The organism is Streptomyces sp. NPDC093064, from assembly GCF_044754605.1.
Classification (GTDB): domain Bacteria; phylum Actinomycetota; class Actinomycetes; order Streptomycetales; family Streptomycetaceae; genus Streptomyces.
Genome location: NZ_JBIVPK010000039.1, coordinates 1 through 14,580, shown reverse-complemented (window position 1 = coordinate 14,580; position 14,580 = coordinate 1). Strand labels below are relative to the sequence as shown.

At 71.7% G+C, this 14,580-nt stretch carries 12 protein-coding genes and 3 pseudogenes; 8 read left to right on the top strand and 7 right to left on the bottom strand.

The window, feature by feature from the left end; genetic code table 11:
* Positions 1 to 298 precede the first annotated feature (298 nt).
* Positions 299 to 700, bottom strand: a pseudogene (locus ACIQFZ_RS32285) (DUF4158 domain-containing protein); the annotation flags it as partial.
* Between the two features lie 141 nt (positions 701 to 841).
* On the opposite strand from ACIQFZ_RS32285, the pseudogene ACIQFZ_RS32280 reads away from it, so the two are divergent.
* From ACIQFZ_RS32280 to pqqE, 8 genes and pseudogenes are all read left to right on the top strand, one after another.
* Positions 842 to 1,090 (top strand): annotated as a pseudogene (locus ACIQFZ_RS32280) (catalase-peroxidase); the annotation flags it as partial.
* A gap of 197 nt (positions 1,091 to 1,287) precedes the next feature.
* Positions 1,288 to 1,749, top strand: coding sequence for an MSMEG_3727 family PQQ-associated protein (locus tag ACIQFZ_RS32275; RefSeq protein ID WP_402692869.1), 462 nt, complete (start codon positions 1,288 to 1,290; stop codon positions 1,747 to 1,749).
* Positions 1,750 to 1,768: 19 nt separating this feature from the next.
* Positions 1,769 to 3,469, top strand: coding sequence for a PQQ-dependent dehydrogenase, methanol/ethanol family (locus ACIQFZ_RS32270; protein ID WP_365776012.1), 1,701 nt, complete (start codon positions 1,769 to 1,771; stop codon positions 3,467 to 3,469).
* A gap of 45 nt (positions 3,470 to 3,514) precedes the next feature.
* The gene (pqqA, locus tag ACIQFZ_RS32265; RefSeq protein WP_365417846.1) at positions 3,515 to 3,637 is read left to right on the top strand and encodes a pyrroloquinoline quinone precursor peptide PqqA; all 123 of its coding nucleotides are present in this window, start codon (positions 3,515 to 3,517) and stop codon (positions 3,635 to 3,637) included.
* A gap of 127 nt (positions 3,638 to 3,764) precedes the next feature.
* The gene (gene pqqB, locus ACIQFZ_RS32260; protein ID WP_365417844.1) at positions 3,765 to 4,652 is read left to right on the top strand and encodes a pyrroloquinoline quinone biosynthesis protein PqqB; all 888 of its coding nucleotides are present in this window, start codon (positions 3,765 to 3,767) and stop codon (positions 4,650 to 4,652) included.
* Between the two features lie 4 nt (positions 4,653 to 4,656).
* Complete coding sequence (gene pqqC / locus ACIQFZ_RS32255; protein WP_365417841.1) at positions 4,657 to 5,355, top strand: pyrroloquinoline-quinone synthase PqqC; 699 nt, start codon at positions 4,657 to 4,659, stop codon at positions 5,353 to 5,355.
* A 5-nt stretch (positions 5,356 to 5,360) separates the two neighbouring features.
* A complete protein-coding gene (gene pqqD, locus ACIQFZ_RS32250) occupies positions 5,361 to 5,690 on the top strand; it encodes a pyrroloquinoline quinone biosynthesis peptide chaperone PqqD (protein ID WP_365417839.1) in 330 nt (109 codons plus the stop codon).
* A complete protein-coding gene (gene pqqE / locus ACIQFZ_RS32245) occupies positions 5,683 to 6,819 on the top strand; it encodes a pyrroloquinoline quinone biosynthesis protein PqqE (RefSeq protein WP_402692868.1) in 1,137 nt (378 codons plus the stop codon). Before pqqD ends, pqqE begins: the two co-directional genes overlap by 8 nt.
* A 5-nt stretch (positions 6,820 to 6,824) precedes the next feature.
* Here the strand turns inward: pqqE and ACIQFZ_RS32240 are convergent, their stop codons facing one another.
* From ACIQFZ_RS32240 to ACIQFZ_RS32215, 6 genes and pseudogenes are all read right to left on the bottom strand, one after another.
* Complete coding sequence (locus tag ACIQFZ_RS32240) at positions 6,825 to 7,352, bottom strand: manganese efflux pump MntP family protein (RefSeq protein WP_402692867.1); 528 nt, start codon at positions 7,350 to 7,352, stop codon at positions 6,825 to 6,827.
* A gap of 139 nt (positions 7,353 to 7,491) precedes the next feature.
* A complete protein-coding gene (locus tag ACIQFZ_RS32235; RefSeq protein WP_365417832.1) occupies positions 7,492 to 8,004 on the bottom strand; it encodes an O-acetyl-ADP-ribose deacetylase in 513 nt (170 codons plus the stop codon).
* A complete protein-coding gene (locus ACIQFZ_RS32230) occupies positions 8,001 to 9,410 on the bottom strand; it encodes a phytoene desaturase family protein (RefSeq protein ID WP_402692866.1) in 1,410 nt (469 codons plus the stop codon). Before ACIQFZ_RS32230 ends, ACIQFZ_RS32235 begins: the two co-directional genes overlap by 4 nt.
* A 24-nt stretch (positions 9,411 to 9,434) precedes the next feature.
* Positions 9,435 to 11,104, bottom strand: a pseudogene (locus ACIQFZ_RS32225) (IS200/IS605 family accessory protein TnpB-related protein).
* Between the two features lie 402 nt (positions 11,105 to 11,506).
* Positions 11,507 to 12,376: an inositol monophosphatase family protein gene (locus tag ACIQFZ_RS32220; protein WP_402692865.1), complete on the bottom strand. Its 870-nt coding sequence runs from the start codon at positions 12,374 to 12,376 to the stop codon at positions 11,507 to 11,509.
* Positions 12,377 to 12,506: 130 nt separating this feature from the next.
* Positions 12,507 to 14,336, bottom strand: a complete 1,830-nt coding sequence (locus ACIQFZ_RS32215; RefSeq protein WP_402692864.1) for a gamma-glutamyltransferase family protein — start codon at positions 14,334 to 14,336, stop codon at positions 12,507 to 12,509.
* Positions 14,337 to 14,580 lie beyond the last annotated feature (244 nt).

The window sequence follows — 14,580 nt, the reverse complement described above, 5'->3', positions numbered from 1 at the left end:
GCTCCGGCGGCAGCTGGAGCCCACGCACCCGCTGGAGCTTGTTCACCTCCGCCAGCAGGCTGTCCAGCTCCAGCGCGCCCGGGTCCGCCTTCAGCTCGGTGAAGAAGGTGCCCCCGCCGCCCGCGCTCTCCTCGTCCGCGCCGACGTCCTCGGCGATCAGGTCGTCCAGCCGGGACCTGGTCGCCGCCGACAGCCGGCCCACGGCGGCCGCGCAGAACCGCTCCTCGAAGGTGCTGACCGCCTTGCCCACCAGCCGGGCGATCTGTCCTGGGGCCGGCGGCTCCAGCCGGTCCTTGCGGCAGCGGGCCACCACGGCCTCCGCGAGCCGGTCCCGGTTCAGCTCCACCCCGCACAGCTCGACCGCCAGCCACTCGGCGAGCTGCGCCTGGTCCTCCTCGGAGCACTCACGGAAACCGAACGCGCCCCGGATCTCCATCCGGTGCCGCTTGATCGCCCGCCCCGACCAGTCGTACGCGGCCCACTCCTCCGCGGCCACCTTCACCTGCTGGGCGACGTACGACACCGCCGGCTCCGGGATCTCCCCGGCGTCCTCCGGGAACCGGGCCTCCACCTCGCAGAACTTCAGTAACAGCGCGAACCCCAACCGGTTCGTCCCCGACTTGTTCCGCAGCCGCTCCTGGTCCTCCTCCAGCAGCGTCCAGACCTCGATCAGGTCCTCCGGCTCCCATTCCTGCCGCACCCCGCGCTCCCTCCGGTCGTCATGACCGGACCAACCTCGCCGAGCACGGCCCCCGATGAGTCCAGAAGATCAAAAACGCCGACAAGCACACCCCAGATCCGCTACAGAGAGCTACTTGTCACTTCGCCGTAGCTTCGGGAGAACAGGGCCGACATGGGCACGGAGTGGAGGCCGACGTCCGCGACCGCGGAAACCTTCGAGGGCCGCGACCGCGCCACCGGCGAGGTGAAGTGGACCGGCAGCCGTGTCGACCTCGTCTTCGGCTCGAACTCCGAACTGCGGGCCCTCGCGGAGGTCTACGCGAGCGACGACGCACGGGAGAAGTTCGTGCGGGATTTCGTCGCCGCCTGGGACAAAGTCATGAATCTCGATCGATACGACCTCGCCTGATTCCTCCGCTCCTCCCAACGGCGGCACCTCGGGTACGAACGGCGGCTCGTCGCGGACGAACGGCATACACCACCCGGTGTGATTCCTCCGGCGTAGCGTGCTCTTTGCTGACCAATTTTTTTACCCTTTACGGCGTGACTTAAATAATTCGCGAATTCAGAGTCACTGCGGATTCGGGTGAGGAGAGTGACGCCCCGATGACGACCGCGCAGGAACGATCCGACCTGCTGGACAATCTCGGGTTGGCCGGACAGAACAAGGCAGCGCTGGGCCAGGTGCTGGGGACCGGAAGCATTGGGCAGGCCACCGTGAGGCCGGACGGCCGCATGGAGGCCACCATCCGCATCCACCCGGACGAGCTGGCCTGGGATCCCTCGATTCTGGTCATGCCCCATGAAGGCGATATCGAGCTCGAACTCGTCAATGACGACCGGAACACGCACTGTGCGCTCCTGCCCAGCAATGGCGACCGGAAATTCATCTGGCTGGTGAACCATTCGCGAGGACGGGCGGCCCTCAACCTCGACGGACCGGGCTACTACTGGTTCGGCTCGCCCACGGGCAATGACGAGGGCCGGGGTCTGACCGGGGCCATCGTCGTCATGGGGGACGCTCCGCCGGAGGCCCGCCTCGACCGTCCCGAACAGCCGCGGCCGTAGGAAGAAGGAGGTGGAGCACATGGCCGTCGAGTACGTGGACGCGGGCTGGGCCGTCGACCAGGGAAGCCTGAGCGGCAAGATCGCGGGCGGGGACATCGCGCCGCCCGTGGTGGCCGGCGTCGACTACGAACGCCTGCTCAACGCCCGCGAGGAGCCCCAGAACTGGCTCACCTACTACGGCGCCTACGACGGGTGGCGGTACAGCCCGCTGGACCAGATCAACACGGAGACCATCAGGCGCATGGTCCCCGCATGGGTCTTCCAGGCCGGCACGACCGGACTGATCGCGGGCGCGTCGACCTACTCGTTCGAGGCCGCCCCGATCGTCGTCGACGGGGTCATGTTCCTCTCGGGCTGGGACGGCTGGGTCTGGGCCCTCAACGCGAAGACGGGTGTGGAGATCTGGCGGTACAAGCACGCGGTTCCCTTCGACGTGTCCCTGTGCTGCGGGAACGTCAACCGCGGGGTCGCAGTGGCGCAGGGGAAGGTCTTCTTCGTCACGGCGAACGCCCGTGTGCTCGCGCTCGACGCCACCACCGGCAAGCGGGTCTGGGACAGGACCTACGGAGACGTCCGCGCCGGGGAGAGCGCCACCCTCGCCCCGCTGGTCGTGAAGAACCTGCTCATCGTCGGCAGTTCCGGCGGCGAGTTCGGCGTACGGGGCCACCTCGACGCGTTCGACCTCGAGACGGGCGAGCACCAGTGGCGCTGCTACACGGTGCCGAAGCCCGGGGAGCCCGGCTCGGAGACCTGGCCCGCCGACGGCGAGGCCTGGGCCCGTGGCGGGGCGAACTGCTGGGTCACCGGCACCTTCGACCCGGAGACCAACCTGCTGTACGTCGGCACCGGCAACCCGGCGCCCGACTTCGACGGGGCAGTCCGCGAGGGCGACAACCTCTTCACCGACTGCATCATCGCCGTCGACGTGGACAGCGGTCAGATCCGCTGGCACTACCAGTGCACCCCGCACGACGTGTGGGACTACGACAGCATCGCCGAGTGCATCCTGTTCGAGCGGGACGGGCGCAAACTGCTCGGGCACTTCGACAAGAACGGCTACTTCTTCGTCCTCGATCGCACGAACGGCGAGAGGGTCGGGATCACCCCCTTCGTGGACCGCATCACCTGGGGAGCGATCACGAGGGACGGCCAGGTGACGGCGAAGGCGTACCCGGACCAGGAGGGAGTGCCGGTCCACTTCTACCCGGGGCCGGCCGGTGCCAAGGAATGGACGCACGCGGCCTACAGCCCGAAGACCGGGCTCTTCTACGTCCCGGTCCAGGACACCGGGGCCACGGCCACCCGGCGGCGCCGGGAGTTCAAGGAGAGCATTCCGTACTGGGGCGCGGGCGTTCAGGTGGACATCGAGGACATGGCCGGGTCCATCAGCGCGTTCGACGCGAGCGGCGAGGAGAAGTGGCGGTGGCGCAACGAACTCCCGATGTGCGCCTCGGTGCTGGCCACCGGCGGCGACCTGGTGTTCGCCGGTGAGGCCTCCGGGGAGTTCAACGCGCTCGACGCCCGCACCGGGGAACTGCTGTGGCAGTTCCAGTGCGGAAGCGGCCACCACAGCAGCCCGACCACCTACATGGTCGACGGCAGGCAGTACATCGCCGTGCCCGTCGGTTGGGGCGGATGGGCCGAGGGATTCCTCCCCGGCATGCTCGGCGCGGGGCACGGAAGCGCCCTGATGGTCTTCGCCCTCCCGGAATCGCCGTAGCGCGTGACCGGAGCCTGCCCGTCCGGGCGGAGAGGAGGTGAATCCATGGAGTCTCAGCTCGAAGTGCTGGAAGTGCTGGAAGTGCTCGAAGTGTGGGAGACGCCCGAGTTCGAGGAGATCGCGGTCGCGGCCGAGGTGACCATGTACGTCGCCCGGTTGGAGGACTAGCGGACTGACGGACCGGCGGACGTGGGACAGCGCCGGACCCGGTCCGGCGCCCTCCGGCGGTTCAGGACGGCCACGGACGGCCGGGCCGGCGACGGACCCGGACCCCTTCGACGAACGGAGTGCCGGCGTGTTGCTGCGCGTGCTGGGCTCGGCGGCCGGGGGCGGCTCCCCGCAGTGGAACTGCGGCTGCCCGGTGTGCGCCGCGGTCCGCTCCCGGGCCGGCCTCGCGCGCACCCAGTCGTCGGTCGCGGTCAGCGCCGACGGCCGCCGGTGGTTCCTCGTCAACGCCTCGCCCGACGTCCGCGCCCAGATCGAGGCCTTCCCCGGACTGCACCCGCACGACGACCGGACGACGCCGCTGGAGGCGGTGCTGCTCACCGACGCCGAACTGGACCACACGCTGGGCCTGCTGCTGTTGCGCGAGGCCCGCGCCCTGCGGCTGTACGCCACGCCGGCGGTGCGCGAGACCCTGTGCGTCGGCTCGGGAATCCTGCGCACGCTGGAACGCTACTGCCCGGTCGAGTGGCGGGCGGTGACCCCCGGCGCCGGCCTGGCCCTGGCGGACGGGCTGTCCTGCCGGGCGTTCGACGTGCCCACCGGCAAACGCGACCGGTTCGGAACCGGGATGGACCACGGCCGCGTCGTGGGCTACCGGCTGACCGACGAGCGCAGCGGCGGGACGCTGGTGTATCTGCCGGGGGTGCAGTCGCTGGCGCCGGCGCTGCGCGGGGAGATTCAGGGCTGCGCCTGCCTGCTGATCGACGGGACCTGCTGGCGCGACGACGAGCTCGTACGGCTCGGCCTGGCCGGCAAGACGTCCAGGGAGATGGGCCATCTGCCCATCGACGGCCCGGACGGCAGCCTGGCGCAGCTCCCGTCGCTGGGCGTGCGGCGGACGATCTTCGTGCACATGAACAACACCAACCCGATCCTTCTGGAGGACACTCCCGAGCGTCGTATCGTGGAGACGAGCGGCATGGAAGTGGCCACGGACGGCCTAGAGGTCCAGGTGTAGAGCCGTGACGGCAACGACCACGAGAACCGGCGCCGACGACTTCGTCGAGGCGTTGCGGGCCCACTCGCGGCGATACCACGACCAGCACCCGTTCCACGTCCGGATGAACGCCGGCCGGCTGAGCCGTCGGCAGATCCGGGGCTGGGTGGCCAACCGCTTCTACTACCAGGAGAACATCCCCCGCAAGGACGCCGCGATCCTCTCCAACTGCCCCGACCTGGAGGTCCGGCGCCGCTGGATCCGGCGGATCACCGACCACGACGGCACCGCCGCCGGCGAGGGCGGCATCGAGGCGTGGCTGCGCCTCGGCGAGGCCGCGGGGCTGACCCGCGAGGAGGTCCGGGACCACCGGCACCTGGTGCCCGGGGTGCGGTTCGCCGTCGACGCCTACGTGAACTTCGCCCGGACCCGCCCCTGGGTGGAGGCGGTGGCGTCCTCGCTCACCGAGCTGTTCGCGCCCGATCTGATGGCGGCGCGGCTGGCCGCGTTCGAGCGGTGGTACCCGTGGATCGACCCCGAGGGCCTCGCCTACTTCCGTACCCGCCTGGAGCAGGCGCCCCGCGACTGCGAGCACGCCCTCGAGGTGGTCACGGCGCACTGCCTCTCCGCCGAGTCCCAGGCACGCGCCGTCGACGCGCTGTCGTTCAAGTGCGACGTCCTGTGGAGCCTGATGGACGCCGTCGACCAGGCCTATCCGGAGTGACCACCATGGACCCGACCCCTACCGGAACGACCCGGACCACATCCAGGACCCGCCCCGGCGTCGAGGTGTCCGGCACGGACCGGCCCCGCCTGGCGCGCCATGTGCGGCTGGCCTACTCCCGGACCAGGCAGCGTCCGGTCCTGCTGCACCCCGAGACGGTGGTGGTGCTGAACGGCAGCGGCGCGGAGATCCTCAAGCTGTGCGACGGGCGGCGCACCGTCGCGGAGATCATGGCCGAGCTGGGCACGCGCTACGAGTCCGTCCCCGACGACGAGGTGCGGCGGTTCCTGTCCCGGCTCGTCGCCCGGCGCTGGGTGGAGCTCGCCGATGGATAGCCCGTTCGGGCTGCTCGCCGAGCTCACCTACCGCTGCCCGCTGGCCTGCCCGTACTGCTCCAACCCGCTGAACCTGGGCGACTACCGGGACGAGCTGACCACCGACGAGTGGCGGCGGGTGCTGGCCGAGGCCGGCGATCTGGGAGTGCTCCAGTGCCACCTGTCCGGCGGGGAGCCGCTGCTGCGGCACGACCTGGTGGAGATCGTGGCGGACGCGCACGACCTGGGTCTCTACACCAACCTCATCACCAGCGCCGTCGGGTTCTCGCGGCCGAGGGCCGAGCGGCTGCGGGCAGCCGGCCTGGACCACGTGCAGGTCAGCATCCAGGCCGACGAGCCGGCCGTGTCCGACCGGATCGCCGGGCTCCCGTCCTTCGAGCGCAAGATCGAGGCGATGGGCGTGGTCAAGGAGCTGGGCTGGCCGCTCACCGTGAACGTGGTGCTGCACCGGTACAACATCGACCGCGTCGCCGACGTGCTCGGGCTGGCCGAGAAGGTGGGCGCCGACCGGGTGGAGCTGGCCAACACCCAGTACTACGGGTGGGCCTGGCGGAACCGTGACGCGCTGCTGCCGAGCCGGGCCCAGCTCGAAGCGGCCGAGGTCGTCGTACGGGCCGCCCGCGAGCGGTTGCGGGACCGCATGGACGTCATCTACGTCCTCCCCGACTACTACAGTCGCTATCCGAAGCCCTGCATGAGCGGCTGGGCCTCCCGGCAACTGACCGTGACGCCGAACGGTGACGTCCTGCCCTGCCCGACCGCCCAGTCCCTGCCGTTGCCGCGGGCCAGCGTGCGGGAGGACTCGCTGGAGCGGATCTGGGCCGAGTCCCCGGTGATGACCGCGTTCCGGGGGACCGACTGGATGCCGGAGCCGTGCCGGAGCTGCCCCCGGCGGGAGGTGGACTTCGGCGGGTGCCGCTGCCAGGCGTTCCTGCTCACCGGCGACGCCGCCCGCACCGACCCGGTCTGCCATCTGTCGCCCGACCACGACCTGGTCGCCCGGGCGGTCGAGGCCGCCAACGCCGGCTCGCGCGCCGAGGCCCTTCGGCTGATCCCCCGCTCGCACCGGGGCCGCCGGCCGGACCGCCTGCCGGACCGAGTGGGTCGGCCGGCTTCCGGGGCCGAGTGAGCGGGTTAGCCACCGAAGACCAACGGCAGCACCGCCGCGGCGATGATCAGGCTGACCCCGCTCACCAGGTCCGCGCGGATCCGGATGAGGCGCGCCGCGGCCTGCCCGAGCTGGAGCCCGATCAGCGACATCACCGCCGTGCCGAGGCCGAAGACGGGGGCCGAGAACCACGGCGAAAGCCCGAGGATGCCCAGGCTCGCGCCGGCGACCAGGTTGTCCAGGCTCAGCGTCAGCGGGATGCCGAACAGCGCCCACGGGTGGTCCAGCTCGTCCGGCTCGGGGTTCCGGAGGGACGAGATGACGAGGTAGAGGCCGTACCCGCCGAGCGCGACAGCGCCCACCACGTCGGCGACGCCCCCGACGGCCTCCCCGATTTCGCGGCCGATGAGCAGCCCGACCAGGGGCATGACCGCGTCCCACAGCCCGAAGGTCAGCGCGACCTGCATCGCGCGCTTCAGACCGAAGGGGACGGTGCCGAGCGCTATCGACACCCGGAAATTGTCCAGGCTGAGTACGAAACCCAGGCCCAGCATCCCCCAGATCATGGCGACGTCACTGTCCGATGACGACCGACGCCGGCGTGAGCGGCTCTGCCTCGGCTCCTACCCGCCATAATCAGCCATTTTATACGGCGATTTGCCGGAGTTCCGTCCCGTTCGGGGGACGGTCGGATCAGCCGACGTGGGCGGCGAACGCCTCGTAGGCGCGGTCGTCGAAGAGGACGAAGCGGACCTCTTCGACCGAGGTGCCGGTCTCCCTCACGGTCTCCACCGCGATCCGGGCCGCGTCGTCCATCGGCCAGCGGTAGACGCCGGTGGAGATCGCCGGGAACGCCACGGTGCGGGCGCCCAGCTCGTCGGCGACGCCGAGGGACGCGCGGTAGCAGGAGGCCAGCAGGTGCGAGCGGTCCTCGGTGCGGCTGTGGACGGGGCCGACGGTGTGGATGACCCAGAGGGCGTCCAGTTCGCCGGCCGTGGTGGCGACCGCCTGGCCGGTGGGCAGGCCTTTGCCGTAGCGGGAGGCGCGCAGGGCGCGGCACTCCTGGAGGATCGCGGGGCCGCCGCGGCGGTGGATGGCGCCGTCGACGCCTCCGCCGCCGAGGAGGGAGGAGTTGGCGGCGTTGACGATCGCGTCGGCGCGCTGCCTGGTGATGTCGCCCTGGACGAGCGTGATGACGGTGGTCATGACTGCCGCAGCCTCCTCCAGACGGCCTTCGCGGCGTTGTGCCCCGACATGCCGTGCACGCCGGGGCCCGGCGGGGTGGCCGAGGAACAGATGAAGACGGCCGGATGCGGGGTGCTGTACGGGAACAGCGACGGTTTCGGACGCAGCAGGAGCTGAAGCCCGGAGACCGCGCCGGAGCCGATGTCGCCGCCGACATAGTTGGCGTTGCGGGCGGCGACCTCGGGCGGGCCGGCGGTGGCGCGGGCGAGTACGCGGTCGCGGAAGCCCGGGGCGAAGCGCTCCAGCTGGCGTTCCACGGCGTCGGTGAGGTCGCCGGTCCAGCCGTTGGGGACGTGGCCGTACGCCCAGAAGACCTGCTTGCCCGCGGGGGCGCGGGTGGGGTCGGCGACGCTGGGCTGGACCGTGATGAGGAAGGGCCGGTCGGGGGCGCGGCCCTCGCGGGACGCGGCGCGCAGCGCGGTGCCGATCTCGGCGCTGTCCGCGCCGATCTGCACGGTGCCGGCGCCGCGGGGCTCCCGCGCGGTCCACGGCACCGGGCCGTCCAGGGCGTAGTCGATCTTGAAGACGCCGGGGCCGTAGCGGTAGCCGTCGTAGTAGCGGCCGAGGCCGGCGATGCGGGCCAGCGCGGTGGGCGAGGTGTCGAAGACGTACGCCCGCGCGGGCGGCAGGTCGTCGAGGCGCTTGACCTCGTAGTCGGTGTGCAGGGCGCCGCCGAGGTCCTTGAGGTACGCGGCGAGGGCGTCGGAGATCGACTGGGAGCCGCCGCGGGCGACCGGCCAGCCGCGGGCGTGCGCGGCGAGTGCGAAGATCAGGCCGACGGCGGCGGTGGCGAAGCCGCCGAGGGGTGCCATGACGTGGGCGACGAGGCCGGCGAAGAGGGTCCTGGCCCGCTCGTCCCGGAAGCGGCGCATCAGCCACGTGGACGGGGGCAGGCCGACCAGGCCGAAGCGGGCCAGGGTGACCGGGTCGCGCGGGAGCGCGGTCAGGGGCAGCGACATGAAGTCGCGGGCGAGCGTGTCCCACCTGGGCAGGAACGGCTGGACCAGTCTGCGGTACGTGCCCGCGTCGCGCGGTCCGAAGGAGGCGGCCGTCTCGGCGACGGAGCGGGCCAGCACGGCCGCGGTGCCGTCCGGGAAGGGGTGCGCCATGGGCAGTTCGGCGTGCAGCCACTCCAGGCCATAGCGCTCCAGGGGCAGGGCGCGGAACGCGGGCGAGTTGATGCCGAGGGGGTGCGCGGCGGAGCAGGGGTCGTGCCGGAAGCCGGGCAGGGTGAGCTCCTCGGTCCGGGCACCGCCGCCCACGGTGTCCCGCGCCTCGAACACCGCCACGTCGAAGCCGCGGCGGGCGAGCTCCACGGCAGCGGTCAGTCCGTTCGGCCCCGCACCCACCACGACCGCATCGAGCATCGACGGCACCTTCGGACCCCCTAGTCAGCCGATGGCCACTCGGCCCCAGGATATGCCGCACCGTTCCCACGGACTGAGCGGGAGTGAGTCCTGGTGCCAGGACTCGTGCTCAGCCGTGTGCCCCGAACGGTTGTGGGCACACTGGTCGCCCGCTTTCGCTCCGTATCCGGGCGGCACGGATCGTGTCCGTGGTCCGGGAATGCGGGGGCGGGGTCCCTCACGCCCCGGGCTGCCGGTGCGGCCTGGACGGTCCGATGCCCCACCGCATCACTCCGGTGCGGTGGGGGCGGTGCCATCCGACGCCGGATCGGGCATCCCAGGGCGCGTCGTCCGATTGCCACGGCGGCAGCATCGTGCCGCGTGGGCTTGCGTGTTGTGGTGGTCAGGGGTTCCTGCCAGTGCTGGGCTCCCCAGCGGCTGGTGTAAGCCGGGTCGACCGCGACAACGGTGACACCCAACTCGGCGGCCATCGACACCAGCCGTGCCCGCAGCCGGGCGGTCGGCATCCCGGAGATCAGCTTCCGGAACCGCTTCCGTCTGCCGTGCTTCTCCCGGGTCTTCTCCGCTGAGAAGTCCAGATCCTCGATCGCGAGGGCCAGACTGTGGCGAGCGGCCCAGTGCAGCAGGCGGATGAGGGCGTGGCGGACCTGCGCGTCGCGGTGCTGTGCGCTGCCGGTCAGCTGGTAGTCGAATCTGCGGGGCTCGCCGACGGGGTTGCCGTGCTGATCCAGGCGCCAGGCGGCCAGGTGGTCGGCGTTCATGTCCACCCCGACCAGCCCACACGCACGGGCCGCTGAAAGCGGCACCTTCGTCAGGGGCGGGTTCTGCCAGGAGGCGGTCACATACCAGCGGTTGCGGCCGGTGTCGTAGTGGATGCGGTAGGCCACCGCACGACCCGCTGCGACGCGATCGGCCCACTGCCCGCCCCGGTGGCGGAAGCGGGCCCGGCAGGCCAGCACGTATCGGCCGTGCGGCGCGTTGGCCAGCCCGGCCAGCGCCGCCGGAAGCCGTATGCTCACCTCGCCCTCCGGTGTGATGCGGATCGTCTCGTTCCCGTACGGCTTCCCGGACTCGCCATCGGCCTGCAGGAACCACCGCTCGGCCTCCCACCGCAGCCGCCACTGCGCCTCGGTCAGCCCAGCGGCCTTCAGGTGGTGCCGGGTACGGAGCAGCTTCTTGCCGCCGCGCACCACCTGCACCCGCCCTGCCTCCCAGTCGGCCCGTTCGCCCTCCAACTGGTCCTCAAGCACATGCAGCCGACGGGACTTGGCAAACCACTCCCGCTCGGAGCGGTAACCGCCCGGAGCCCCCTTGGCACCCTTGACGCCGACGGGCTGCGCAAGCCGGTGCGTGATCGTCTCGACGCCTGCCCGCAGGCTGTGGATGTGGGCGAGCTGACCGCGCCGGGCCAACGCCCACTGATCATGCGTCGCCTTGGTGATACTGCCCGCCCACCGGGAAGACGACTCCCCCGTCAACGCCCGCTTCCGCCGCGCCCACTGCTCACTGCCGTGCTCCAGGCCCGCCGCACAGCGCACCTTCAGGTCACGCGATGCCAGCGAGCCGAGCAGAGCGCCGACCTGGCGCAGCACCGTCTCGTCCCGTGCCGTCAGGCCCTTGAGACCGGAGCGGATCGCCACCCCGGACGGGCCGGGCACCACGAACGACGCCGCCACCTCACGCAGCCCGCCCACACCGCACCCCCGCCCGATGCCGAAGAATCCGTTTCACAGCACCCAACGACCACCCCCGGCCCAAGGTCACGCATTCGAAACCAGAACTCCCGTCGCCCTGCCGCGCGCTGCCACCCCACCCTGCGCACCGCAACTGCGAAGCTCACTCATGCACACCAGAACACACCCAACCGCTGTCAAACGGCAGCAGTTCAAACCCCGACACGACGGGGGCGGGTCGGGGGCTCGGGATCCCCCGGGCACCTCGGGCGGCGCTGGCAAGGTCAGGGCGGACAGGCGGCCGTGCCTGGGTGCGCCGGCGTCAGGGGGCCCGAATCACTTGCCAAGCCCGCCGTGTCCGGACTCGCCGGGGTCAGGAGCCTGGATCAGGGGCCAGGCCCGCCGTGTCCGGACTCGCCGGGGTCAGGAGGCTAGGGGCGCGCCTTCCGTCTCCGGGGAGGAGAGCAGTCCCGTGACGCGACGGGCCGTGGCCGTGTCTCGGGCTGCTGTGAACGGCAGGGTGTTGCCGCCCGTGATGCGGAAGGGGGTGCCGGCCAGGGTCAGGTGGGTACCGCCGGCCTCCTCGACCAGCAGGAGGCCCGCCGCGTGGTCCCAGGCCGCCTCCCAGCAGAAGGCCGTGGCGTCCAACTCGCCCCGGGCGACCGCCAGATACTCCAGTCCCGCCGACCCGCAGGGACGCGGTGCGACACCGTCCACCCACAGGCCGCGCAGGGCATGCTTCTGCTCGTCCGTCGTGTAGTCGGGGTGGGACGTGGCGACTTCGAGGGGCCGCCCCGGCTCGGGCGCACCGCAGCGCAGGGGCGCGCCGTCGAGGAAGGCGCCCTGACCGCGTACGGCCGTGGCGAGTTGGTCGCGCGCCGGCGCGTACGTCCAGGAGGCCAGCACGACCCCGTGCCGGGCGAGGGCGACCAGGGTGCAGAAGCCGGGGTCGCCGTGCACGAACTGCCGTGTGCCGTCCACCGGATCGACGATCCAGACGGGGGCGTCGCCCCGTACCGCCTCGTAGACCGCCGGGTCGGCGTGCACCGCCTCCTCGCCGACCACGACGGAGCCCGGCAGCAGCGTGCCGAGCGCGTCCGTGAGGTACCGCTCGGCCAGCCGGTCCGCGTCCGTCACCAGATCGTGCGGTCCGGACTTCTGGTCCACCTCGTGCTCCGCCAGCCGGCGGAAGCGGGGCATGATCTCGGCCGCGGCCGCCTTGCGGACCGCCTCCTCCACGTCGGCCGAATGACGTGCGAGAAACTCTTCGATGGTTTCCGTCTCTTCGATCATGTCTCTATGAGAACATGCCCCACTGACATTCCCCGCCGGGCCGGTGCACACCGGATGGAATCGGCGTGAACACCCGTCATCGGACATCCCGGTACGTCCGGTAAAGGCGCGCGGCGGACGCCGGCCGGCTTCACCGGCCGACCGCGTACCCCTGCATCCCCCGCGGGTTGGCGGCCGCCGACAGGATGCCGGTCTCGGGGCAGCGGGCGACGGCGCACAGACGTCCCTCGGACCACGGCCCACCAATGGTCACGTCGTGACCGCGGCGCCGCAGTTCCGTGACGACCTCCGGGTCCATGCGCGACTCGACGGTGACGCTGCCGGGGCGCGTCCCGCGCGGGTAGAAGGAGCCGGGGAAGCTGTCGTTGTGCCAGTTCGGCGCGTCAATGGCGCCCTGGAGGTCGAGGCTCCCGCGGACGGCGGCGCGCAGCGCGACCGCGAGGAGGAAGTGCATTTGCCACTGGTCCTGCTGGTCCCCGCCGGGCGTGCCGAAGGCCATGACGGGCACCCCGTCGCGCAGCGCGATCGAGGGGGTGAGGGTGGTGCGTGGACGGCGGCCCGGTGTCAGCGAGTTGGACAGGCCCTCCTCCAGCCAGGCCATCTGGAGCCGGGTGCCGAGCGGGAAGCCCAGTTCGGGCACGACGGGGTTGGACTGGAGCCAGCCGCCGCTGGGTGTGGCGGCGACCATGTTGCCCCAGCGGTCGACGACGTCGATGTGGCAGGTGTCGCCGCGCGTGCCGCCGTCGGCGGCCACGTCGGGTTCGCCCGGCACGGGTGACGCGGGGCTCTTGGCGAACGTCGGCTCGCCGACGCCCATCGCGTCGAACTCGCCCTCGCCGTCTGCCACCGCGTGCGTGTGCGTGCTCAGCCGCGGGACGCGCCCGCCGGGGCTGCCGGGCCGCAGCTCGTACGAGGCGGCGTCGCCGACCAGCTTCCGCCGCTCGGTGTTGTACGGCGCCGACAGCAGCTCCGCCAGCGGCACCTCGGCGGCGTCCCCGTACCAGGCCTCCCGGTCGGCCATGGCGAGCTTGCAGCCCTCGATGAGCAGGTGGACGTAGTCGGCGGAGCCGTACGGGGGCAGCTCGGCCGGGAGCAGGGCGAGTTGTTGGAGGAGCACCGGGCCCTGGCTCCAGGGGCCGGCCTTGCACACGGTCCAGCCGTTCCAGTCGTACGTCGCCGGCGTCTCGTAGGTCGCGGACCAGTCGGCGAGGTCGGCGGCCGTCAGGGTGCCGGTGTGCCGTTCGCCGCTGGTGTCCAGTGTCGGCCGCCCGGCCTGCCGGACCAGCGCCTCGGCGATGAAACCGGTGCGCCACACCTCCCGCGCGGCCTCGATCCGCGCCTCCCGGTGCCCCGCGCCCGCGGTCTCGGCGAGCAGCCGCTTCCAGGTGGCGGCGAGCACGGGGTTGCGCAGCAGCGTGCCGGGGCGCGGCGAGTGCCCGCCGGGCAGGTAGACCTCGGCGGACGAGGTCCACTCGGTCTCGAACAGCCTCCGCACGGTCTCGACGGTCTCGCCGACGCGCTCCACGGGCGCGTGCCCGTGTTCCGCGTACCCGACGGCGTACTTGAGGACGTCGTCGAGGGACTTCGTGCCGTGGTCGCGCAGCAGCACCATCCACGCGTCGAACGCGCCCGGCACGGCGGCGGCCAGCGGGCCGGTGCCGGGTACGAGGTCCAGCCCGAGCGCCCGGTAGTGCGCGACCGTCGCCCCGGCCGGGGCGACACCCTGCCCGCACAGCACCCGCACCTCGCCGCCCGCCGGGGCGAGCAGGATCGGCACCTCACCGGCGGGCCCGTTCAGATGCGGCTCCACGACGTGCAGTACGAAGGCGCCGGCCACGGCCGCGTCGTAGGCGTTGCCGCCGTCCTCCAGCACGGCCATCGCCGACTGCGAGGCGAGCCAGTGGGTGGAGGACACCATGCCGAAGGATCCCTGAAGCGTGGGTCGGGTGGTGAACTGCATCTCTCACCTCGGTGTTTGGGCGCGCCTGCGGCCTCGCCAATCCTTCATACCTGTTCTGGGAAGGATCAGGGGAGTTTCAGCTTGACTCCGCTCAGCCTTGACCAGCCAGCAGGCTACCGATCGGATGCGCTCTCACTCCGGTGCCTAGTTGGGGGAGCATCGCAAGGCGGAGCATCGCCCGCGTACTGGATGTACTCGGGTGATGCGACAACGCGGCTGGGGGTCCCCCCTGCTCGAAGAGCTT

What these genes read in the sequence shown, in the direction of transcription:
- ACIQFZ_RS32220 (WP_402692865.1), bottom strand. Translation starts at nt 12,376, where the DNA reads ATGATCGAAGAGACGGAAACCATCGAAGAGTTTCTCGCACGTCATTCG.
- ACIQFZ_RS32215 (WP_402692864.1), bottom strand. Translation starts at nt 14,336, where the DNA reads ATGCAGTTCACCACCCGACCCACGCTTCAGGGATCCTTCGGCATGGTG.
- ACIQFZ_RS32275 (WP_402692869.1), top strand. Translation starts at nt 1,288, where the DNA reads ATGACGACCGCGCAGGAACGATCCGACCTGCTGGACAATCTCGGGTTG.
- pqqA (WP_365417846.1), top strand. Translation starts at nt 3,515, where the DNA reads ATGGAGTCTCAGCTCGAAGTGCTGGAAGTGCTGGAAGTGCTCGAAGTG.
- ACIQFZ_RS32235 (WP_365417832.1), bottom strand. Translation starts at nt 8,004, where the DNA reads ATGACCACCGTCATCACGCTCGTCCAGGGCGACATCACCAGGCAGCGC.
- ACIQFZ_RS32230 (WP_402692866.1), bottom strand. Translation starts at nt 9,410, where the DNA reads ATGCTCGATGCGGTCGTGGTGGGTGCGGGGCCGAACGGACTGACCGCT.
- pqqD (WP_365417839.1), top strand. Translation starts at nt 5,361, where the DNA reads ATGGACCCGACCCCTACCGGAACGACCCGGACCACATCCAGGACCCGC.
- pqqE (WP_402692868.1), top strand. Translation starts at nt 5,683, where the DNA reads ATGGATAGCCCGTTCGGGCTGCTCGCCGAGCTCACCTACCGCTGCCCG.
- ACIQFZ_RS32240 (WP_402692867.1), bottom strand. Translation starts at nt 7,352, where the DNA reads ATGCTGGGCCTGGGTTTCGTACTCAGCCTGGACAATTTCCGGGTGTCG.
- ACIQFZ_RS32270 (WP_365776012.1), top strand. Translation starts at nt 1,769, where the DNA reads ATGGCCGTCGAGTACGTGGACGCGGGCTGGGCCGTCGACCAGGGAAGC.